This is a genomic window from Bradyrhizobium sp. WYCCWR 13022 (assembly GCF_030435535.1).
Lineage (GTDB): Bacteria > Pseudomonadota > Alphaproteobacteria > Rhizobiales > Xanthobacteraceae > Bradyrhizobium.
The window spans coordinates 199,272-220,588 of the sequence record NZ_JAUIZJ010000010.1 but is presented as its reverse complement, the minus strand read 5'-3'; the positions used below and the strand labels follow the sequence as shown (position 1 = coordinate 220,588).

General features: G+C 64.8%; 25 protein-coding genes and 1 tRNA gene. 8 read left to right on the top strand and 18 right to left on the bottom strand.

Annotated features, from left to right (window positions below; genetic code table 11):
- Window positions 1–56 precede the first annotated feature (56 nt).
- The 5 genes from QY049_RS16755 to QY049_RS16735 all read left to right on the top strand — a co-directional run bounded on the left by QY049_RS16755 (window position 57) and on the right by QY049_RS16735 (window position 3,158).
- Window positions 57–395, top strand: a complete 339-nt coding sequence (locus QY049_RS16755) for a carboxymuconolactone decarboxylase family protein (RefSeq protein WP_210348717.1) — start codon at window positions 57–59, stop codon at window positions 393–395.
- A 137-nt stretch (window positions 396–532) separates the two neighbouring features.
- Window positions 533–1,804 carry a sulfite dehydrogenase gene (gene soxC / locus QY049_RS16750; RefSeq protein ID WP_301269636.1) on the top strand — a complete coding sequence of 424 codons (1,272 nt, stop codon included), beginning with the start codon at window positions 533–535 and terminating at the stop codon, window positions 1,802–1,804.
- Entirely contained in the window at window positions 1,791–2,339 is a 549-nt protein-coding gene (locus QY049_RS16745; RefSeq protein ID WP_258765568.1) for a c-type cytochrome, read from the top strand. The genes soxC and QY049_RS16745 overlap by 14 nt, the downstream gene beginning before the upstream one ends.
- 9 nt (window positions 2,340–2,348) lie before the next feature.
- Window positions 2,349–2,819, top strand: coding sequence for a DUF302 domain-containing protein (locus tag QY049_RS16740; RefSeq protein ID WP_301269635.1), 471 nt, complete (start codon window positions 2,349–2,351; stop codon window positions 2,817–2,819).
- Between the two features lie 39 nt (window positions 2,820–2,858).
- Window positions 2,859–3,158, top strand: coding sequence for a hypothetical protein (locus QY049_RS16735; RefSeq protein ID WP_194479743.1), 300 nt, complete (start codon window positions 2,859–2,861; stop codon window positions 3,156–3,158).
- 181 nt (window positions 3,159–3,339) lie between these two features.
- Here the strand turns inward: QY049_RS16735 and dhaK are convergent, their stop codons facing one another.
- The 12 genes from dhaK to QY049_RS16675 form a co-directional block, all read right to left on the bottom strand.
- The gene (gene dhaK, locus QY049_RS16730) at window positions 3,340–4,329 is read right to left on the bottom strand and encodes a dihydroxyacetone kinase subunit DhaK (protein ID WP_301269634.1); all 990 of its coding nucleotides are present in this window, start codon (window positions 4,327–4,329) and stop codon (window positions 3,340–3,342) included.
- Between the two features lie 36 nt (window positions 4,330–4,365).
- The gene (locus QY049_RS16725; protein ID WP_194479741.1) at window positions 4,366–4,797 is read right to left on the bottom strand and encodes a hypothetical protein; all 432 of its coding nucleotides are present in this window, start codon (window positions 4,795–4,797) and stop codon (window positions 4,366–4,368) included.
- Window positions 4,794–6,419: a phosphoenolpyruvate--protein phosphotransferase gene (gene ptsP, locus QY049_RS16720; RefSeq protein ID WP_301269633.1), complete on the bottom strand. Its 1,626-nt coding sequence runs from the start codon at window positions 6,417–6,419 to the stop codon at window positions 4,794–4,796. Before ptsP ends, QY049_RS16725 begins: the two co-directional genes overlap by 4 nt.
- Window positions 6,397–6,711 (bottom strand): HPr family phosphocarrier protein, encoded by a 315-nt coding sequence (locus QY049_RS16715; RefSeq protein ID WP_258765563.1) that lies wholly within the window; start codon window positions 6,709–6,711, stop codon window positions 6,397–6,399. Before QY049_RS16715 ends, ptsP begins: the two co-directional genes overlap by 23 nt.
- Window positions 6,704–7,090: a dihydroxyacetone kinase phosphoryl donor subunit DhaM gene (gene dhaM / locus QY049_RS16710; protein WP_194479738.1), complete on the bottom strand. Its 387-nt coding sequence runs from the start codon at window positions 7,088–7,090 to the stop codon at window positions 6,704–6,706. The genes QY049_RS16715 and dhaM overlap by 8 nt, the downstream gene beginning before the upstream one ends.
- A complete protein-coding gene (gene dhaL, locus QY049_RS16705) occupies window positions 7,087–7,701 on the bottom strand; it encodes a dihydroxyacetone kinase subunit DhaL (protein ID WP_194479737.1) in 615 nt (204 codons plus the stop codon). The genes dhaM and dhaL overlap by 4 nt, the downstream gene beginning before the upstream one ends.
- Window positions 7,698–8,705 carry an ABC transporter ATP-binding protein gene (locus tag QY049_RS16700; RefSeq protein WP_301269632.1) on the bottom strand — a complete coding sequence of 336 codons (1,008 nt, stop codon included), beginning with the start codon at window positions 8,703–8,705 and terminating at the stop codon, window positions 7,698–7,700. The genes dhaL and QY049_RS16700 overlap by 4 nt, the downstream gene beginning before the upstream one ends.
- Window positions 8,698–9,795, bottom strand: a complete 1,098-nt coding sequence (locus QY049_RS16695) for an ABC transporter ATP-binding protein (RefSeq protein ID WP_194479735.1) — start codon at window positions 9,793–9,795, stop codon at window positions 8,698–8,700. Before QY049_RS16695 ends, QY049_RS16700 begins: the two co-directional genes overlap by 8 nt.
- A gap of 5 nt (window positions 9,796–9,800) precedes the next feature.
- The gene (locus QY049_RS16690) at window positions 9,801–10,013 is read right to left on the bottom strand and encodes a hypothetical protein (protein WP_194479734.1); all 213 of its coding nucleotides are present in this window, start codon (window positions 10,011–10,013) and stop codon (window positions 9,801–9,803) included.
- Window positions 10,010–10,963 carry a carbohydrate ABC transporter permease gene (locus QY049_RS16685; RefSeq protein WP_194479733.1) on the bottom strand — a complete coding sequence of 318 codons (954 nt, stop codon included), beginning with the start codon at window positions 10,961–10,963 and terminating at the stop codon, window positions 10,010–10,012. The genes QY049_RS16690 and QY049_RS16685 overlap by 4 nt, the downstream gene beginning before the upstream one ends.
- A complete protein-coding gene (locus QY049_RS16680; RefSeq protein ID WP_301269631.1) occupies window positions 10,960–11,919 on the bottom strand; it encodes a carbohydrate ABC transporter permease in 960 nt (319 codons plus the stop codon). Before QY049_RS16680 ends, QY049_RS16685 begins: the two co-directional genes overlap by 4 nt.
- Window positions 11,920–12,020: 101 nt before the next feature.
- The gene (locus tag QY049_RS16675; RefSeq protein WP_301269630.1) at window positions 12,021–13,367 is read right to left on the bottom strand and encodes an ABC transporter substrate-binding protein; all 1,347 of its coding nucleotides are present in this window, start codon (window positions 13,365–13,367) and stop codon (window positions 12,021–12,023) included.
- Window positions 13,368–14,051: 684 nt separating this feature from the next.
- On the opposite strand from QY049_RS16675, the gene QY049_RS16670 reads away from it, so the two are divergent.
- On the top strand, window positions 14,052–15,035 hold the full coding sequence (locus QY049_RS16670; protein ID WP_301269629.1) for a zinc-dependent alcohol dehydrogenase family protein: 984 nt from the start codon (window positions 14,052–14,054) through the stop codon (window positions 15,033–15,035).
- 247 nt (window positions 15,036–15,282) lie between these two features.
- On the opposite strand, the gene QY049_RS16665 is transcribed toward QY049_RS16670, so the two are convergent.
- The 6 genes from QY049_RS16665 to QY049_RS16640 form a co-directional block, all read right to left on the bottom strand.
- Complete coding sequence (locus QY049_RS16665; protein WP_301269628.1) at window positions 15,283–15,684, bottom strand: VOC family protein; 402 nt, start codon at window positions 15,682–15,684, stop codon at window positions 15,283–15,285.
- A gap of 136 nt (window positions 15,685–15,820) precedes the next feature.
- Window positions 15,821–15,897, bottom strand: a tRNA-Met gene (locus QY049_RS16660).
- A 249-nt stretch (window positions 15,898–16,146) separates the two neighbouring features.
- Window positions 16,147–16,512 carry a hypothetical protein gene (locus tag QY049_RS16655; RefSeq protein ID WP_301269627.1) on the bottom strand — a complete coding sequence of 122 codons (366 nt, stop codon included), beginning with the start codon at window positions 16,510–16,512 and terminating at the stop codon, window positions 16,147–16,149.
- Window positions 16,513–16,556: 44 nt separating this feature from the next.
- A complete protein-coding gene (locus QY049_RS16650; protein WP_194479727.1) occupies window positions 16,557–17,195 on the bottom strand; it encodes a class I SAM-dependent methyltransferase in 639 nt (212 codons plus the stop codon).
- 81 nt (window positions 17,196–17,276) lie between these two features.
- Window positions 17,277–18,458, bottom strand: coding sequence for a tRNA 2-thiouridine(34) synthase MnmA (mnmA, locus tag QY049_RS16645; RefSeq protein WP_258765225.1), 1,182 nt, complete (start codon window positions 18,456–18,458; stop codon window positions 17,277–17,279).
- A 294-nt stretch (window positions 18,459–18,752) separates the two neighbouring features.
- Window positions 18,753–19,154: a hypothetical protein gene (locus QY049_RS16640; protein WP_301269626.1), complete on the bottom strand. Its 402-nt coding sequence runs from the start codon at window positions 19,152–19,154 to the stop codon at window positions 18,753–18,755.
- Here QY049_RS16640 and QY049_RS16635 point away from each other — a divergent pair.
- Window positions 19,147–20,454, top strand: coding sequence for a flagellar hook-length control protein FliK (locus QY049_RS16635; RefSeq protein WP_301269625.1), 1,308 nt, complete (start codon window positions 19,147–19,149; stop codon window positions 20,452–20,454). The two genes, QY049_RS16640 and QY049_RS16635, sit on opposite strands and share 8 nt — an antisense overlap.
- Window positions 20,455–20,467: 13 nt before the next feature.
- The gene (locus QY049_RS16630; protein WP_301269624.1) at window positions 20,468–21,178 is read left to right on the top strand and encodes a flagellar hook assembly protein FlgD; all 711 of its coding nucleotides are present in this window, start codon (window positions 20,468–20,470) and stop codon (window positions 21,176–21,178) included.
- Window positions 21,179–21,317: the final 139 nt, after the last annotated feature.

Here is a 21,317-nt window from a genome sequence, read left to right as displayed (position 1 = left end):
TTCCCGCCGCAGCAAACGCCGACACATTAGAGGCCAGCACACCGATGGAGGTTAACATGGCCATGCTCGACTGGAACACCTACCGCCGCCAGGTCGTCGCCGGCGTCGGCGAGATCGGCAAGCTCTCACCCGAGACGGTCAAGGGATACGCGACCCTGAGCGGTGCGGGCGCCAAGACCGCTCATCTCGACGCCAAGACACGCGAGCTGATAGCGCTCGCCGTCGCCATCAGCCTGCGTTGCGACGGCTGTATCACGGTCCATGCTGCCGAAGCGAAGAAGCACGGCGCAACCGAAGGCGAGATCGCCGAGGCGCTCGGCACCGCGATCTCGGTCAACGCCGGCGCCGCGCTGGTCTACTCGACCCGCGCGCATGAGGCGTTCAGGGAAGCTTGAACGATCGCAGGAGTGCGCGCGACTGCGCTCACTCCTTCTAACAGAACTTAACAAGCAATCCGCGCGGCGTGCGGTAAATGTCGGCGCATGAACGCGATCGGCATTTCCAAAACACACGATTATCGATGGGAGATCGTATGACGTCCAAGACGCCAATCGAGTTGTCGTCACGGCCTGCGAACATGTCGCGGCGTGGCTTCGTGGGAGGCTTGTCGGTCGGCATTTTGGGCGTGGCCGCGACCGAGGCGGCCAATGCCGAATCGCTCGCCGACGTCCCCGATCGCGGTCCGGGCGCCGACCTGAGCGCGCACAGCGAGCGATCTCGCTTCGTCAAGATTGATCGCATCCCCGAGGCCACGCCAGGCAAACGCAACATCGACCCCGGCGATGCCATCAATTCCAAGACGCCACATCAGAAGCTGGTCGGCAACATCACGCCGACCGATCTGCACTACGAGCGCAGCCATTCCGGCGTGCCGGATATCGATCCTGCACAGCACCGTCTTCTGGTCCACGGCATGGTGCAGAAGCCTCTGGTGTTCAGCGTCGACGATCTCAAGCGGATGCCGTCGATTTCGCGCGTGGTCTTCATCGAATGCACCGGCAACGGCTGGGAGAATTGGAAGAAGGCCGACCCCGAGCTGACGGTGCAGAACACGCATGGTCTCGTCAGCACCAATGAATGGACCGGCGTGCCGCTCAAATTCCTGATCGACCTCGTCGCCAAGGACAAGGGCTCGACCTGGATGCTGGCGGAAGGCGGTGACGGCGCGGGGGTCGACCGCAGCATTCCGCTCACCGACGAGATCGTGAACGAGGCTTTCGTCGCTTATGGCCAGAACGGCGAGCCGCTCAGGCCCGCGCACGGCTTTCCGATGCGGCTGGTAATGCCGGGCTTCGAGGGCAACCTCAACATCAAATGGCTGCGCCGCCTCAAGTTCGGCACCGAGCCTTGGATGACGCGCTGGGAGACAGCGCGCTACACGCAATTGCTCGCGAGCGGCAAGGCACGGCAATTCCAGCTGCGGATGGACACCAACTCCGTCATCACCCAGCCTTCGGGGATGATGCAGATCCAGCCGGGCTACATCAACATCTCCGGTCTCGCCTGGAGCGGGCACGGCAAGATCGCCAAGGTCGAGATCTCGACCGACGGCACCAAGACCTGGAAGCAGGCGCAACTGAGCCTGCCGGTATTGGCCAAAGCGCAGGTGCGATTCCAGATGGACTGGATGTGGGACGGCAAGCCGACCACGATCGTCAGCCGCTCGACCGACGAGCAAGGCAATGTTCAGCCGGACCGGAAATCCTTCATCGCCGCGATGGGGACCAACGCGCTGTTTCACTACAACGCCCAGCAGACCTGGAGCATCGACGGAGCCGGGAGGGTTCGCAATGTCCTCGCATAGCAAGCTGCTTCCCGCAGGCATCTTCATTGTGGGACTGCTCGCAGCCCCGGCCTTTGCCGTTGATTTCGGACGTCCGGCGACGCCTGATGAGATCAAGCTGTGGGACATCGACGTCGGTCCCGACGGCAAGGGCCTGCCCGATGGCAGCGGCACCGTCGCGCAGGGCAAGCAGGTGTTTTCAGACTATTGCTCGGCCTGCCATGGAGAGAACGGCCAAGGCGGAATCAAGGATCGCCTCGCCGGCGGACAGGGCACGCTCGCCTCCAACATGCCGGTCAAAACCGTGGGCAGCTTCTGGCCCTATGCGACGACATTGTTCGACTACATCCATCGCGCGATGCCGTATCCGACGCCGGGCTCGCTCAGTACCGATGAGACCTACGCCGTCACCGCCTACATCCTCAGCCTCAACGGCATCGTGCCCGCCGACGGCAAGGTCGACAAGGACTCCTTACCTGACATCAGGATGCCCAATCGCGATGGCTTCATTCCGGACCCGGAATTCGATCCGGCACGGTTGTTCCACAAGAAGTGAGCTGGGATCATGAGGCTTCCCGCACTGATCAGGATTCTCGCTCTGGTCGCAACGGTATGTTCATGGGAGACGCAGGCAATGGCCACCGACGGACTCATCACCATCAAGAGCAGCTTTGGACCCGAGGACACGATGAAGCGGCTCGAGGCCGAGGTGAAGGCCAGGGGCCTCACGGTGTTCGCCCATGTCGACCACGCCGCGGGTGCGGCCGCTGTCGAGCTGAAGCTGCGTCCGACTGATCTCCTCGTCTTCGGCAACGCCAAGGGCGGCACGCCGTTGATGCAGCAGGCACAGACCGTGGGCATCGACCTGCCGCTGAAGGCGCTGGTCTGGCAGGACGACCAGGGCACGACCTGGGTGTCCTACAACGATCCGGCCTATCTCGCCGGTCGTCACGGCGTCGGTGAACAAGCCAAGGCCGCCGTCACCGCGATGACTGGCGCGCTGCATGCGATCGCAACCAAGGCCGCCACGCCATAGCACGGCGGCCGTTCACTAATCGTGTGCGAGGAGACGTCAATGACCAGCACCGATACTCAGTCGTCTCGCCCCGAAGGCGGCAAGCACGCAAGATGGCTCGTCATCGCGGTGCTGTCTGCCCTGCTCCTTGCCGCCTGCATGCTCGGCTATCTCGGCTGGACCAGCACGGACACCAAGGTGCCGGAAGCGGGCTATGTCGCGCTGGTACTCGGCGTGGTGTTCTCGCTGGTCGTCGGCGCCGGCCTGATGGCGCTGGTGTTCTACAGCAGCCGCAAGGGCTACGATGAGCCGGCGGTACTGGTCCCTGAAGCGGAGAGCGATCCGGACGATGGACGCTGACCGCGTCTGACGACACATGATTGCCGCGCGGAACTGGCCCGCCGCGCTGTTCGCGCTTCCCCACCGATTTAGGCCTCGTCATGGCGATGACCGTCATCGCCCTCGTGCCGGGAATCGCGATGATCTATTTCATGCGCAATCACCTCGCCACGGGCTTCGTGATCCGCACCTGAGGATTCGATCACATCCGCCAGCGTAGCGCGGCGGTATGCACCGGCGCGTCCCACAATTGCCTGGACTGGTCATCGAGCACCGAGACGGTGATCGAGGCGCCGGCCATGTCGAGGGACGTCACGTAGGAACCGGTCAGGAAACGCGTCGCCGCGATCCCCGCTCCATCGAGAATGCGCTTGGCGCTGTTGGCCATCAGATAGAGCTCGATCAGGGGCGTCGCGCCGAACCCGTTGACGAGAAGCAGGACTTCGCTGCCTTTGCTCGGACCGAGATCGCCCAGGATCGCGCTGAGCATCTCGGACGCAATCGCATCAGCAGGCGCCAACGGCACCCTGCGGCGACCCGGTTCGCCGTGAATACCGACGCCCATTTCCATTTCGTTGTCGGCCAGGGTGAAGTTCGGCCGGCCCGCCGCCGGAACGGTGCACGGCAGCAACGCCACGCCCATCGAGCGGGTGCGCCTGTTGACGTCATCGCCGAGCGTCTTGAGCGCAGCGAGCGGCATGCCCTTTTCGGCCGCGGCGCCGACCATCTTTTCCACGATCAGCGTTCCCGCGACGCCGCGACGCCCCGTCGTGTAGGTCGACTTCTCGACCGCGACGTCGTCATTGGTCACCACGCTCGCGACCTCGCGCCCGGCCATCTCGGCGGCCATGGTGAAATTCATCACATCGCCTTCGTAATTCTTGACGATGAAGAGCACGCCAGCCCCGGTGTCGACGGCCTCCGCCGCCTCGATCATCTGATCCGGCGTCGGCGAGGTGAAGACCTGGCCCGGACAGGCGGCATCGAGCATACCGTGGCCGACAAAGCCGGCATGAAGCGGTTCATGGCCGGAGCCGCCGCCCGAGATGAGCGCGACCTTGCCCGGCTTCAGGCTACGGCGGCGCACGAACTTCCTGTCAGCACCGAGCAGCAGGATATCGGCATGGGCAGCCGCCAATCCGTCGAGACTCTCTTCGAGCACCGTGTCGGCGCTGTTGATCAGCTTTTTCATGGCGTCCTCCCGGTATTCTCTTGCGTTTCGAATGCGTCAGCCGATGCTTTCGGCGTAGCGCGCGAGTTGGGCAGCGAAGTCGACGATGAGCTGCTCCAGCGCGCGATTTTTCTTGTCGTCGCCGAGATCGGGCACGGTCACGGTGACGACGCGCGTGCGCGCCTCGCGATGCGCCCCGCGCAGCCGTCCCGGATGGGCGCGCCCATAAGCTTCGAGGAAGGCCGCTCGCTCGGTGGCGGAGAGATGGCAGACATCGAAGATGATCGCGACATGCTTGGCCGGGATCGGAACCAGATAGGCCGGATTGGTGATCTGGCTGACGAAAGAGCGGTTCTTTCCGAGCGCCGCCGCGAGCTTCAGCCGCGTCCCGGACGGCCGGTTGTCGAGCGCCCGGCGCAGGATGAGCTTGTAGTCGGCGACGTTGCTGTCGCCCGGCCGGCTCGTGTCTTCGTCTTTGTCATCCGTCATGCAGTCACCCCGGCGATGGCGGCCTTGAGCCTGGCCACCGCAATCGGCGAGACCGAGAGAGTCGTCAAGCCCGTCGCCAGCAGCGCGTTCGTCAAGCGCGTATCCGCCGCCGCATCGCCGCAGAGCGAGACCTCGACGCCGCGCTTGCGTCCAGCCTCGACCGTCCGCGCAATCAGTGCCAGCACCGCAGGATGACCGGCATCGTTGAGGTCGGCGACGGAGCCGATATCGCGAGCCGCGGCCATTGTGTATTGCGTCAGGTCGTTCGACCCGATGGAATAGAACGCTGCGCCGAAGTCTTCTGCACATAACGCGGCTGATGGCACCTCGACCATGATGCCGAGCGGCGGCCGGGCGCAGGCGACGCCCTGTGCCGTCAGGGCCGCAAACTCCGCGTCCAGCATGGCGTTGGCACGGTCGAGCTCCGCGGGGACCGCGACCATCGGCAGCATCACCTTCAGCGCCCCATGCACGGCCGCTCGGCACAACGCCCGCAACTGCACGCGAAACACGTCCGGCCGCGCCAGCGAGAGTCTGATACCACGGAGGCCGAGGAACGGATTGCGCTCGCTGTCGATCGTCAAACCGGCAATCGGCTTGTCGCCGCCGGCATCGAGGGTGCGGATCGTCACCGGCCGCCCCGCGGCCCATTCGAGAATGCGGCGGTAGACCGCGTATTGCGCATCCTCGCCGGGCAGGCCTCTCGACCCCTCGAACAGAAACTCCGTCCGCACCAGGCCAATGCCGTCGCAGATGGCAGCATCAAGGCCCGCGAGATCTTCGGGCGCCGCGACATTGAGAAGAACGGCGATACGTCGGCCATCGGCCGTAGCCGCCGGCTTGAGGCGACCGGCGTCGGCGGCAATCTGCGCGGCATTCGCTTCCGCCATGCGGTGCTCGAACAGGCGGCGCGTTTCAGGTTTTGGATCGAAGATCACGGTGCCGGTGTCGCCGTCGACCAGCGCCAGTGACGGCGGTTGTCCGTTCCACGGCAGCGGACCCAGTCCAACCACCATGGGAGCGCCGCGCGATCGCGCCAGCATCGCGACGTGCGAGGACGGCGATCCGCTGGCGAGCGCAATGGCGCCGCCACGGGTCCAGTCGACGGCCAGGAACGTCGAAGGCGAAATATCGTCACCCGTGACGACGGAGTCGCCGGAGATCTTTGCGTTCGCATCCGCGCCGTTCAGCGCCGCGAGCACGCGATCGCGAATGTCGACGAGATCCGCGGCGCGCGCCCGAAAATATTCCTCGTCCGCAGCGCGATAACCGGCGATCTCGACGTCGAGCGCTGCGCGCCAGGCCTCATCGGCAGCCGTGCCGCCCGCAACAGCTTCGTAAGCCCCCTCCGCAAGCGCGTCGTCACCGAGCATCGCGACCTGGAATTCAAGGATCTCCGCAGCCTCGCCATGAACCGTCGCGATCAGTTCGGCGAGGTCCGCGGCGGCCCCTTCGATCGCCGCCTTCAGCGCCGCGGCCTCCTGCGCGGGATCGCCCTTCGTCCTCCTGCTCGCCACTTCGGTCGTCAGCACGGCGACCGGGCCGATAGCGAGGCCGGGCGAAGCGGGATGACCAGTGAGATGGATCTCGCCCACGATTCTACGCCTCGCCGAAACCGTCATGCACCAGCGCCAGCATGGCCGCGAGCGCCGCCTCGCCGTCGGGGCCTGTGATACGGAAATGCAGCGTTGCACCTTGCGGCGCCTTCACGCGCATCACCTTCACCGGGCTCTTGGCGTCGGTCCAGGGTCCCTCGGACGCAAGCGCGATTTCGATCTTCGCGGCAAAGCCCTTTGCCAGTTGCGTGAGCTTCACCGATGGCCGCGCGTGCAGGCCGACCGGATTGACGAGGACCGCCGAGGCGGTCAGCGGCGCAAACGTCTGGGCCGCCCGGTTGGCGTTGGCATCATGCATAGAATTCCTCCGCACTGCGCTTGACGGCAGCGAGCGATGAGCCGCCTGAAGACTCGGTCGCCGCGATCACAGCGCCCTCGACCACCGGGGCATTGCAGACCAGCACGCGCGCGCGCCGGTCTTCGGGCAGCATCTCGACCGCCATCTCCGAATTGGTCTCGGCACCGCCGAGATCGACGAGGATCGCGACGCCTGCCGGCGACCAGGCCGTCTCGATCGCTTCGAGAATCCCTGCGACGTTGGTACCGAGCCCACCGTCGACATCGCCGCCGGTCCAGGCCAGCGGCACGGCGTTTCCGACCATCTGGCGCACCATATCGGCCGCGCCTTCCGCGATCTTGGGCGAATGCGATACGATGACAATTCCGACGTTGCTCATGTATTGACCTCGAACTCCAGTGTCTCGACTGCTGCGCCGATCAGAAGCGACGCCGAGCGCGAGCCCGGATCCATATGACCGATGGAACGTTCGCCCAGAAACGAGGCGCGACCGCGAATCGCGAGCATCGGCGTGGTGCGATCGGCCGCTTGCACAGCCTCGGCCGCGATGGCCCTGGCATCGCCGCCATCGGCCAGCACGGCCTGCACCGGCACCAGGACATCCAGCAATGTCTTCTGCCCCGCCTCGGATCGACCGCGCGCCTTGACGGCCTCGATCGCCTTCTCCGTCGCCGCGACCAAATCGACTCTGCTCGGCTGCTCCGGAAGGGCCTTGCCCAGTTCCATGAAGAAAGTTCCGACCAACGGCCCGGAAGCACCGCCGACCTTCATCACCAACGTCATTCCGATCGCCTTCAGCATGTCCGGGAGCGACTTGTCGGCGAGGCCCGGCAGTGCGGTCAGCACCGCCTCGAAACCGCGCTTCATGTTCAGCCCGTGATCCCCATCGCCAATCGCCTGGTCGAGGCTCGTCAACTCGTCCGCGTGCTCGATCACTGACGCTGCCAGCGCCCGCACCAATCTTTCCCTGGCTACCCGATCAAGGCTCATGCCGCTACCCTCCAGCCCTTCGCATCGAAAAACAGCGGTTTGTTGAGCCGGAGCGACACGACGTCTCCCGCGCCAAAGCCCGCCTCGGGATCCGCCAGGGTCACGACCGGCCGGCCGGCGAGGTCGAGATGAAGATGGCTCTGGTCGCCGAGATGCTCGACCCGCTTGACGGTCGCTGAGACGTCGCCGCCGCCGCGCGCGATCGTCAAGTGCTCAGTCCGCGCGCCGATGGTCTCGGCGCCATTGGGCGCGCCGCCGAACAGGCCTGCCGGCAGCAGATTGATCACCGGCTGGCCCAGTCGCGCCGCAACATGCGCGTTGACCGGGTTCTCGTAGATCTCCCGCGGCGTGCCGATCTGCATCAACCGTCCGCCTTCGATCACGCCGATGCGCGAGGCCATGGTCATCGCCTCGGTCTGATCGTGGGTGACATAGAGGATCGTCGCGCCGAGATCCACCTGGATCCGCTTGAGTTCGAGACGCAGCTCGCCGCGCAGCTTGGCATCCAGCGAGGAGAGCGGCTCGTCCATCAGATAGATCGAGGGCGAACGGACCAGCGCCCGGCCGATCGCGACGCGCTGCATCTGCCCGCCCGACAGCTGCGTCGCCTTGTTGTCCAGCTTGGTCTCGATATGAAGCAGCCGCGCCACCTCCTGTACCTTCGCGCGAATATCAGCTTCGGGCACGCGGCGCGTCGGCGCACGCAGCGCGAAGGCCATGTTCTCGAACACGGTGAGGTGCGGATACAGCGAGTATTGCTGGAAGACAAAGGCAACGTCGCGGTCCGCCGGAGCGTCGCCTGTCACGTTGCGCCCGTCGATGCGGATCGAGCCAGAGTCCGGCTGCTCCAATCCAGCGATCAGGCGCAACGCCGTGGTCTTGCCGGCACCAGTCGGCCCGAGCAATGCGACGAACTCGCCGTCGCCGATGGTCAGCGACAGATCGCTCAGGGCCTGCGTCTTGCCGAACGCCTTGGAGACGGAGATGATCTCGACTTCAGCCATGCGCGCCTCCTTCGTGCAGCGCGGTGCGTATGGCCCGGCCGGATGCCTTGTCGAAGATCGACAGCGTATCGGGCCGGAAGTCGAGCCCGACGGTCTCGCCGGTCCGGAACGCTCGGCTGCTGGGTGAGCGGGCCTTGAGCGCGCCGTAATGCGTCGTCACGGTCACGATCTGCGTCGTGCCGAGATATTCGGTGCCATAGACCTCACCGCGCACCATGCCGCGATCGGTGAAGCGCACATGCTCGGGCCGCACCCCGAGCACGAGCTCGCTTTCCGCCATGTCCTCGCGCGCGGCAGGAATGGCGACATCCCGCTCGCCGAGCCGGATTGCCTCTGCGCCGGCCTGCAAACCGCCGCGGAACGGCAGGAAATTCATCGGCGGCGAGCCGATGAAGTCGGCAACGAACAGCGAAGCGGGCCGGTCATAGATATCGCGCGGGCTCGCGACCTGCTCGACGACGCCATTGTTCATCACCGCGATCCTGTCGGCCATCGCCATGGCTTCGAGCTGGTCATGGGTGACATAGACGGTCGTTGCTCCGAGCCGGTCATGCAGGGCCCGCAACTCGTGGATCATGGCCTCGCGCATCTCGGTATCCAGCGCGCCGAGCGGCTCGTCCATCAAGAAGCATTTTGGCTTGCGCACGATCGCCCGCCCGAGCGCGACGCGCTGCCGATCGCCGCCGGCAAGGCCGGAGACGGAGCGGTCAAGCAGGTGCGAAATCCGCAGGATGCGCGCTGCCTCGACGACGCGCCGGTCGCATTCGGCCGCACTGATGCCCTCGCATTTCAAGGGAAAGCCGATGTTGCGCCGGACATTCATGTGCGGATAGAGCGCGAACAGCTGGAACACGAAGGCGATGTCGCGCGCCGAGGCGCGGTTCATCGTCACGTCCTCGCCGTCGAGCCGGATAGTGCCTGATGTCGGCAGCTCCAGGCCGGCGATCATGCGGAGCGTCGTCGTCTTGCCGCAACCGGAAGGTCCGAGCAAGCAGAGGAACTGGCCGTCCTCCACCGTGAAGCTGGCGGACTTCACCGCATGAAACGTCCCGAAGGATTTGTCGAGCGCCTCGACCTTGATCTGCGCCATCGCGCCTACTCCCGGACCTTGGACACGATGGTGAACATCACCGTGCCGAACAGGGTCGTCGCAAACGACCAGGAATACAGCGTTAGAGACAATGGCTGCATCAGCATCACGACGCCGGCGGCGATGATCGTCGTCGCGATGGCTTCGAGCGGGCCGCGGCGCAGAAGGCGATCTGCAAGACCGCGACGAGTGATGGTTGGGGTGAGATCGACACTCATTTGCGAACGGCTCCGAAGGTAATGCCGCGCAGCAAATGCTTGCGGAGAAGAACCGTGAACACCACGATCGGGACCAGGAACAGCGTCGTGCCGGCGGCCACTGCGGGCCAGTCCTGTCCGCCCTCGCCGATGATGATGGGAATGAACGGCGGCGCGGTCTGCGCATTGCCCGAGGTGAGAAGCACCGCGAAGGCGTATTCGTTCCAGGCGAAGATCAGGCAGAAGATCGCGGTCGCCGCGATTCCCGTGGTGGCCTGCGGCAGCACCACCTTCACGAAGGCCTGGAAGCGCGTATAGCCGTCGATCATCGCCGCCTCCTCATACTCGCGCGGGATTTCGTCGATGAAGCCCTTGAGCAGCCAGACCGCCAGCGAAACGTTCACCGAGGTGTAGAGCAGGATCATTCCGAGCCTGGTGTCCGACAAACCGATGGTGCGGTACATCAGATAGATCGGGATCGCGACCGCGATCGGCGGCATCATCCGGGTCGACAGGATGAAGAACAGCAGATCGTCCTTCAGTGGCACGCGGAACCGCGAGAAGCCGTAAGCCGACAGGGTCCCCAAGGCGACCGCAAGCACGGTCGAACCGAACGCGATGATCAGCGAGTTGACGAAGCGCGGCACATAGTTCGAGGGACCGGCGACCACCATGTTGCGGTCGCGCGCGATGCTGTCGCAAAGCCCCTGCGGCGGCCCCAGCGAGCGGATGAATTCCGGCGTCTGGCGCGAGCGGGTCGTGAACAAATTGCAGAAGCCTTCGAGCGACGGCTTGAACATCACCTTGGGCGGATAGGAGATCGCATCGTCGGGCGACTTGAACGCGGTGAGCATGATCCAGACCAGCGGGATCATGGTGATGATGGCGTAGAGCACGACGAGCGAGCCGGCAAAGCGCCGTGTCGTGGCCGACGGCTCGACGACGGAATGGGCTGTGGTGGCTGAGGTCATCGGCTCTTTACCTTGTTCAGCGCCTTCACATAGATGTTGGCGAGACCGAAGACCGTCACGAACAGGATGATCGCGAAGGCCGAGGAATAGCCGGTGCGCCAGCTCTCGAACGCCGCCCGCTTGAGCGTGATCGAGGCAACTTCCGTGGTCGATCCCGGTCCGCCGCCGGTGAGCAGATTGACCATGTCGAACATCTTGAAATTCTCGATGCCGCGGAACAGCACCGCCAGCATGATGAACGGCAGCGCCATCGGCAGCGTGATCGACCAGAACTGCCGCCATTTCGACGCGCGATCGACCTCGGCGGCCTCGTAGATGTAGTCAGGGATCGAGCGCAGGCCGGCGAGACAAATCAGCATCACGTAAGGTGTCCACATCCAGGCATCGACGATGACGATGGCCCAGGGGCTCAGCGTGACGTCGCCCAGCATCTGGAACGACGAGGCGGCGCGGCCGGTGAAGAAGGCGACGACGTAATTGAACAGTCCGATCTGCGGCTGGTAGAGGAACGTCCAGAAATTGCCGACGACGGCGGGCGACAGCATCATCGGCAGCAGGATGATCGTGGTCCATAGTCCGTGCCCGCGGAATTTCTTGTCGATCAGATAGGCGAGGCCAAATCCCAGGACGGTCTCGATCAGCACGGTCCAGATCACGAAATGCGCGGTGACCTGCATCGCCGCCCAGATGTCGGGATCTGTCAGGATCGACTGGTACCAGTCGGCGCCGAGCCAGATCGTCGGCACGTTGGCCCGGTTGGCGCGGTAATTCGTGAACGACAGATAGATCGTCCAGAGCAGCGGGAAGATGTTGATCGCCAGCAGCAGCACGATCGTCGGCGTGATGAAGAGCCAGGCGAGCGTCCTGTCCGAGAGGCCCCGGATGCGACGCGCCACGCCTGGCCGGACCATGACGGCCCGATAGGTGATCCGCGAAGAGGCACTCAATTCGTTCATTGCGTCGACCGATCCTGGCACCCGGTGTCGACGATGCGACATATCCGGTCGTCTCGAAGGAAAGTCCGGAGCGCGAGCGCACGCGCTCCGGACAGCTTGCTTCAGAACTTCTTGCCGTCTTCCTTGAAGATCGCCTTCCAGTCCTTCACCAGACCGTCGAGCGATTCCTGCGCGGTGCCCTTGTCGGCCACCACGTAGTCATGCACGCGCTTCTGCTCGGCTTGCAGAAGCTGGGCGTAGGAGGGCTCGGCCCAGAAGTCGACGACCATGCCCATCGATTGCAGGAACTCCTTGGCGAAGGGCGCGCTGTTCGGAAAGCTCGGGTCGTTCAGCACGGACTTGGCGCAGGAATAGCCGCCGAGCGCCCACCACTTCTTCTGGACGTCGCCGCCGGAGAACCACTTGATGTATTGCAGCGCCTCGGCCTGGTTCTTCGAGTAGGAGACCACCGAGATGCCCTGTCCGCCGAGTTGCGTCGCCTGCCCGGCAGGACCGGCCGGATTGACGAAGAAGCCGATCTTGTCGCCGCCGACATTCGGGTCCTTGTAGAGGCCCGGAAAGAAGGCGAAGAAGTTCATCTGCAGCGCGACCTGGCCGGACTTGAAGGCATCAAGCCCCTCCGACATGTAGGAATTGGAGGCGCCGGGCGGCGTGCAGCACTTGTAGAGTTCCTTGTAGGCTTCGAGCCCCTTCACCGCGCTGGCCGAGTTCACGAACCCGTCCATCGCATAGGGCTTCTTCGGGTCGTCGTATTTGAAGCCGTAGTCGTAGAGGTAGTTCGACACGCCCATGGTGATGCCCTCCGAGCCACGCTCGGTGTAGATCGAGGCGCCATAGACCTTCTTGCCGTCGATCTCGCGGCCCTGGAAGAATTGCGCGATGTCCTTGAGCTCGGCGAGCGTCTTCGGCACGCCGATCTCGCGACCGTACTTGGCCTTGAAGTCCTTCTGCACGTCCGGCCGCGCGAACCAGTCCTTGCGATAGGTCCAGCCGACCGCATCGCCCATCGCCGGCAGCGCCCAGTAGTTCGGCGTGTTCTTGGGCCACTCGGAATAGCCGACCACCGTCGCCGGCATGTAGTCGTCCATGCTGATTCCTTCCTTCTTGAAGAAATCGTTGAGCTTGACGTACTGGCCGTTCTCCGCGGCGCCGCCGATCCATTGCGAGTCGCCGATGATGAGGTCGCACAGCGAGCCGTGCGAATTGAGTTCGTTCAGGAAGCGATCGGCGTAATTGGTCCACGGCACGAATTCGAACTTCATACCGATACCCGATTTGGCGGTGAAATCCTTCGACAATTCGACCAAGGCGTTGGCGGGGTCCCATGCGGCCCAGCACAGCGTGATGGTCTTGCCCTGCGCCTGCGCGGGCGTGGTGCCCGCTCCGACACTGAGCGCGGCGGCAACGGCCCCGCATGCCACGACAAGCGTCTTCATCGTTCGTTTCATTACACGTTCCCTCCGAGTGGGCCGGCCATCGACATGGCGCGGCTTTCCTACCCGCTCGAATGCTTCGAGCAGAGCGACACAGTCCATGACGAGCTGAGTAACTAAACTGGTGTTTCCTCGCGCCACCCGGATTCTATAGGCCCGGCAGGCTCGATTTGTTTAGTGAAACACCAATTACTAAACATTGCAAGCGGAATTGGGAGGTCGCCGACAGGCGCGCCGACGCGGTCGCGAACGCGGCGTTCGGCGTCGCTCAGGGTGTTCGGGCTGGTTGCAACGAGATGTTTTGGGGGGATGCAGGCGATGCCCGCTGAGGGACTTGCGAGAAGAGCGTGTCTCACACTCTCGTCCCATCGTCATTGCCGTGCGAGCGACTTGTCCGCCGAAGCCTCGGCGAAGGAGTATGAGGCGACAGACGCGGCGATGCGCTCTCGCGACTGATTTCGCCCGAGCGTTGCTTTGTCGTTCCACCTGGGCGCTTCATACGACATTTCCGAAATTCGGTAAAGTGGAATATTTTTGGGGAAGGGTTGACGGGGTGCGGGGTGTTTCGCCCGACGGAAACTTCAGAGGAGACTTGCTGGTCGTCGGTCGGTCCGAATTGCCTATCCTTGGCGGGAAGCGCACAGTGTCGATGGTCCGGGCTGACTTGCCTCGACGCTACCATTTGCGGACTACTACGACATGCACGCCATGGTTCTCTCCGCGCGCGGCGCGCCGCTGGTGCTCCAGCAACGACCTGACCCCGTGCCCGGCCCCGGTGAGGTTCGCGTCAAGGTCGGCGCCTGCGGTGTTTGCCGAACCGATCTGCACGTCGTCGATGGTGAGTTACCAGATATATCCTATCCGATCGTTCCGGGGCACGAGGTCGTCGGACGCATCGAAGCGATTGGATCAGGCGTCAAAGACCTGGTACTCGGCATGCGCGTCGGCGTCCCCTGGCTTGGCCACACCTGCGGCGAATGCTTCTATTGCCGCTCGGACAAGGAAAACCTCTGCGATCGCCCCAAATTCACGGGCTACACGCGTGACGGCGGGTTCGCCAGCCACCTCGTCGCAGATGCCCGATACTGCTTTCCCCTCGGCGAGCACGGCGACGACGTTGCCTTGGCACCGCTACTCTGCGCCGGGTTGATCGGATGGCGGTCCCTTGTGATGGCGGGCGACGGTAAAGCGCTCGGCATCTACGGCTTCGGCGCTGCCGGCCACATTGTAGCGCAACTGGCGCGCTCCCAAGGGAGAACCGTTTACGCTTTCACACGCAGTTGCGATCAGGAGGCACAGCGGCTTGCACGTTTGCTCGGCGCAGAATGGGCTGGCGGTTCCGAGGAGAGGCCGCCCATCGAGCTCGATGCTGCCATCATCTACGCTCCCGTCGGGGAATTGGTGCCCCTTGCGCTGCGCGCGGTGCGGAAAGGTGGCCGCGTCGTGTGCGCGGGCATTCACATGTCCGACATTCCGGCGTTCCCTTACAATATCCTTTGGGGAGAGCGGCAGATCATTTCAGTTGCAAATCTGACGCGCAAGGACGGCATCGATTTCCTGGCCGCCGCCGCCAAGGCCGACATTCGCACACATACGACGGTATTTCCGCTGAGGAAAGCCAACGAAGCGCTCGCCACCTTGAAAGATGGCAGGTTGGTCGGTGCTGCCGTGCTGCAGCCTTGACGAAGTTGTCACAGCTCGAGCGCGGTACGACGTGCCCAACACCCGCGCTCCGTGAAATGGACGGCACGTCGATCGTTCCATGCGGGGGGCCGTAGCGGCGCACGTTTCCAACATTGCCCAACCACCGGATGAGCGACCAGAGCCAGAGCGCCATTGATATGGGCTCGTAGCGCAGCGAAACCAATCAACGTTCCGTCCGCGGACGAGACATGATGGGCTTTGCAAGCGCATTCCCCATTCAACGGACTTACGTCCGCTCAATCAGCTGAGCGATCTCCCAGACATGATCCGACGGGTCGGCGAAAGCCGCGGTTCGGCGTCCCCATGGACGGTCGATCGGCCCATTGAGCAGGTCGACTCCAACCGCCCGAAGGGCGGCGCAGACCGCATCGACGTCAGCGACCCTGATCGTCAACAGCGCGCGGGCCCCTGCGGACGATGGCCCGACCGGCAATGGCTCTATGAGCTGAGGCGCCCGGGATGCGTCGAGAAGGTTGATCAGCAGGCCGCCGAATTTCAGCACGGACGAGACGTCATCCGCCCAGACGGTCTCGGCTGCGAAAACCTTGGCGTAGAACGCCTTCGACGACGCGATGTCGTCGACGAACAGCGTGATGACTTCGACTTCGCTCGGCAGGCCATCGACCATGTCGTCCCCACTCCCTCCGCCTACGGCGCGCTTGCCTCAACACCACAGGCGACGCGCAATTCAAATTGACGCGGCGTCCTGCATCAGGACCGGCTGAGGTCTACTGCACCATCAAATGGGAACTTGGGGAGATGATTGGTAGCGGGAGAGGGACTCGAACCCCCGACCCCAGGATTATGATTCCCGTGCTCTAACCAGCTGAGCTACCCCGCCACAGGGTCGCGAGGGCCGAAACGGCCGATCTCGCGAACGCGCGGCATATAAAGAAGGGGGCGATGGGAAGTCAAGCTGAGTGGGCGCGATTGCCGGGGTGATTTCGGGGACGAAATCGCACCGTTTGGGGCCGAACTCGCCAATTTTCGCGCACCAGACTCGGGGAGAGTCCCCCTCACCCGGAATCCGCCTCTCCCGCGGATTTCCGGCTTCTCCCCGCAGGCGGGGAGAAGCGAAGGAAGAAACCTCTTATTTCGGTTTGACCGTGGGGTCGCCGCCGGGGCTGCCCGGGGGCGGGATGACGGGCATGTTGCCGTCCGTGCTCGGCGCGGGGGCGTGCATGTCGGGATCGACGCCTGATGGCGGGCAAAGCACGCCGTCGGACTTTGCCAATTTGTCGCCGAGCGGTTCCCTCGATTGCCCAGTGGTGGTGGTGCCGTCGGGCGCGGTTGCGCCGTTCGGGCGGTCCTGCGGCATGCAGTCGGCCGTGTGCTGTGGGGATGGCGGCGCGGTCGCTTGCGGCGGCGTCGCTGGTCGCGGCGGCGCCTGCGCGATTGCGGCGCCGGAGGCTGCGATCACGAGGCTGGCCAGAATGATGTTTGATGTCGTGCGCATGGAAAGGAAACGCACGAGCGACGGCTGGTGTTCCGCCTCGAAGATTACGATTTGTGGTAGCGGATCAGCGAGAAATGGCCCATCGGCGGCATGGGGCGGCGTTCGGTCAGCGTGACGCCGCCATGCCTGGCGGCCCAGGTGACGAGGCGGTCCCAGGGGAATTCCGGGCGCCAGCCGAGGCGGCGGGCGATCGGCGCGAAGGCCAGCTCGAACAGCTTGCGCGGGCCGCTCTCGGCGCCGATGTGGTTGACCAGGATCAGCTCGCCGCCGGGCTTGAGCACGCGCACGAACTCGTCGAGCGTACCTTCGGGATCGGGCACCGCGGTGATGACATATTGCGCGACCACCGCATCGAACGAGGCATCGGGGAACGCGAGGTTCTTCGCGTCCATCACCGAGAGCACTTCGACATTGGAGAGGCGTAGGGCCCGCACGCGTTGTTGCGCCTTGCGCAGCATCGGCTCGGAAATATCGACGCCGCAGATCTTCGTGGTGCGCGAATAATCGGAGAGTGAAAGACCGGTGCCGACGCCGACGTCGAGGATGCGGCCGCCGATGCGGTCGGCCTCGGCGATGGTCGACTGCCTGCCGGCGTCGAACACCTTGCCGAACACGAGATCATAGACCGGCGCCCAGCGGCCATAGGCCTTCTCGACCCCCGCCCGCGAGATGTCTGCTGCCATGCCCCCCAGCCCCTTACTTCACCTTTCCCCGTCGGGGAGAGGTGAACCCAGCCCGACCGGTTGCGCCAGATCTCATGATGATCAGCCGCGGACGGCTTCCGCGAGCGGGCGCGACGTGGCTGCGCCGGTCTTCGCCGCAGCGCTCTGGATGAAGCCGCCGCCGAGCACGCGCGCCTGCCCTGAGGGCGCGTCATAAAATACGCAGGCCTGGCCGGGTGAGACGCCCTCTTCGCCGGCGACGAGCTCGACCTCATAGTGACCGTCAGCGCCGCGCAGCCAGGCCGGCTGCGGCGCGCGGGTCGAGCGCACGCGGACAAACAGCTCGAGACCAGAGCCAACCGCACGATCGATGTCGCCGCCGCCGATCCAGTTGACATCGCGAAGTGCGATGCGGTGCATCTTCAGCGCATCGCGCGGGCCGACGACGACGCGGCGATTGGCGGCGTCCAGCCGCACCACGAACAGGGGTGCACTGGCGGCGATGCCGAGACCGCGGCGCTGGCCGACGGTGAAATTGGCGATGCCGTGATGCTGGCCGAGCACGCGGCCGTCGAGATCGACGATGTCGCCGGGGTCCATCGCGTTCGGACGCAGTCGCGTGATGATGTCGGTGTAGCGGCCCGTCGGCACGAAGCAGATGTCCTGGCTGTCATGCTTGTCGGCGACGGAGAGGCCAAACCGACGCGCGAGCTCGCGCGTCTCGGGCTTGGTCATGTCGCCGAGCGGGAAGCGCAGGAAGTCGAGTTGCTCCTGCGTGGTCGCGAACAGGAAGTAGCTCTGGTCGCGGTCGCTGTCGGCGGCGCAAACCAGCGCGCGCGAGCCGTCGTCGCGGCGGCGCGAGGCAACGTAATGGCCGGTGGCGAGCGCCTGGGCGCCGAGTTCGCGCGCGGTCTTGAGCAGGTCGCGGAATTTGACCGAGCGGTTGCACTCGATGCACGGCACCGGCGTTTCACCGAGCGCGTAGGAGTCCGCAAAGTTGTCGATGACGGACTCGCGGAAGCGGTCTTCGTAATCGAGCACGTAATGGGGAATGCCGAGCTTGGCCGCGACGTCCCGGGCGTCGTGGATGTCCTGGCCGGCGCAGCAGGCGCCCTTGCGGTGGGTCGCCGCGCCATGGTCGTAGAGCTGCAGCGTGATGCCGACGACGTCGTAGCCCTCGGCCTTCAACAGCGCAGCCGTGGTCGAGGAGTCGACGCCGCCCGACATGGCAACGACGACCCTGGTATCCTCGGGACGGCCTTCGAGATCCAGACTGTTGAGCATGGGCCTAAGCTGACGTAACGGCGGAAACCCGCGATTCCTGATGCGCTCCCCGGTCTCTCGGACCGGGACGTCAGTAATCCCCGGGAACCCTTAGGTCCCTCGGGGCACTGGCTGGCCCGGTCGAAAGCGGCTGAGAGCACCCTTTAATATAGGCGGCATTCCGGTGAAGCAATCATGCCCGCCCCAAGCTTTAGGGCAATTCTTGCCGGGGCGGCAGAAATGACGGGGTTTTGAGAGAGCTTGGGGCGGCGCGAAAGATTCCTTAACTATTTGATTTTGATGCAAAAAGATCGATCAAGCAGGTTTGGCCCGCTCCTTGCTGACCTCCTGACCCGCAGATGTTTTCAAGGGGTCGCCTGTGGTCGGTGGTACGTCAGACGTAGCGGCAAGCGCGCAGGTTTCCAGCACGCAGCAGAAGCCTGCCCGGTCGCAGAGCACCAAGGACACGACCCCGAGCGACTCCTTCGGCGCGCTGGTCGACAGCAACACCCAGGCCATCAGCAACAGCGCCTCGTCCTCGACCCAGGACCCAGCTCCGCGGCGGACTGATTCCTCGTCGCCGTCCTCCTCTTCTTCGTCGGACCGGAGCACGCGCGACAGTTCCGCGGCCGACTCCTCCCCGCAGAACAAGGCGAACGACAGCACCGATTCCGCGACGACGACCACCACCAACGACACGCCGGCCGGCTTGACCAAGGCTGATGGCAAGACCAAGGACAAGGCTGACACCTTCGCCGGCAAGTCGGACGACAAGTCCGACGGCACCAAGAGCGACAAGACCGACAGCACCGACGGCCTCGCCGCCGCGGTGGATGCCTCAGCCGCCGCGCAGGCTGCCGCAGCGCCGGCGGCGACGCCCGATCCGACCGCCGTTCCCGTCGCCGCGCCCGCTGTGCCGGTCGATCCGAATGCTGCGGCGAACCAGGCCGCCGCCAACACCGCCTCCTCGCCGTTGACGATCGCCGCGGCCGGCATCGCCGCCAGCGCTTCCACCGCGGCGCAGATATCAGGTGCCAAGACGGACGCGACCGGCAAGACGGCGAAGTCCGGCGATGCCAAGACTACCGACGCGAAGGCTGCGCTCATCGACGGCGCGACTGCGAGCGCCGACGCCACCGCAACCGATGCCACGGCAAACGCCGCGCAGCTCACCACGGTCGATCAGGGCACGCCGAAAACGTCGTTCAAGGCCGCCGTAACAACGCAGGGGCAGACCGACGTCTCCAATATCGGCCAGGACGGCGGCAAGACAGGGCAGGCCACGACCACCGCGCAAAATCCCGCGACCGTGCCGACGGCGACCAATGCCGCCGCGCATCCGCAAACCGCCAAGCCTCCGGCAGATAGCGCTGCCGCCGATGCGAAGGCCGCTTCCACCGATCGCACCACTGATGCGACGCCGGCCGCGCCGGCCACGCATGCTCATGCCGACACGCAAGCGGTTGCCGCTGCGACGACCGACGCCAGCGCGCAGGCCGCCAACGCCGTGCAGGCGCCGCTGACCACCACGACGTCGGCGGCTACTGCTTCCACCGCGACACTCACCGCGACCGTGGCCAACCCGAACGCCGTGCCGATCAGCGGCATCCCGGTCGAGATCGCGGCCGCCGCACGCGCCGGCAAGACGCGCTTCGACATCAGCCTCGATCCGATCGATCTCGGCCGCATCGACGTCCGTATCAACGTCGATCGTAACGGCCAGGTCACCTCGCATCTCACCGTCGAGAAGCCGGAGACGCTGCAGATGCTGCGGCAGGACGCCCCGCAATTGCAGCGCGCGCTCGACGACGCCGGCCTCAAGACCGGCAGCAACGGGCTCTCCTTCAGCCTGCGCGACCAGAATTCGTCGGGGCAAAACACCGGCCAGAACAACGACAATTCCGGCAATTCCCGCCGCCTGATCGTCAGCGAGGACGATCAGGCCGCGACCGCGCCCGTCAGCCGCAGCTATGGCCGCATGCTCGGAGCGAGCAGCGGCGTCGATATCAGAGTGTGAGGAGTATCAGGCAATGACCACCACGAATGCCGCCACCGCACCGTCAGTCGTGTCAGGCACGACGCCGACCTCGTCATCCTCCTCGTCGAACTCGAGCCTCAGCTCGTCCACCGGCGCGACGCTCGCCGGCAATTTCCAGACGTTTTTGACGCTGCTGACCACGCAGCTCCAGAACCAGAACCCGCTCGATCCGCTCGACACCAACCAGTTCACCCAGCAGCTGGTGCAGTTCGCCGGCGTCGAGCAGCAGCTCAAGACCAACGACTCGCTGTCGCAGCTCGTCACCTTGCAGCAGACCACGCAGGCGACCCAGGCGCTCGGCTTCGTCGGCAAGACTGCCGTGGTCGACGGCACCACCGCGACCATGACGAGCTCGTCGGCGACCTGGCACCTCAACGTGCCCACCAGCGCCACGGTCGACATCTCCATCGCCAATTCCAGCGGCCAGACCGTGTTCACAGGCAAATACACCGCGGGCGCCGGCAGCGACATTCCCTTCACCTGGAACGGCCAGGGCAATGACGGCACGCAATGGCCGGACGGCAAATACACGATCTCGGCGACCGGCAAGGACGCCTCCGGCAACAGTGTCGGCATCGCCGCGCAGGTGCAGGGCGTGGTGAATTCCGTCGACCTGACCCAGTCGCCGCCGCTGCTCTCGATCGACGGCAACAGCTACACGCTGAGCCAGGTGAAGAGCATCATCGCGACGAGCAGCAACTAAGGCTTGTCTCGGTCCGCCACCTCTCCCAGCGGGGAGAGGTGGATCAGAGTTCCTGGGCTCGTGCTGCCCCGCCAAATGTCGTTCGGCGTTAGTAAAGTATTTACGAAGACCCCCGCTCGGCCGGCTGCAACAGTGTTTT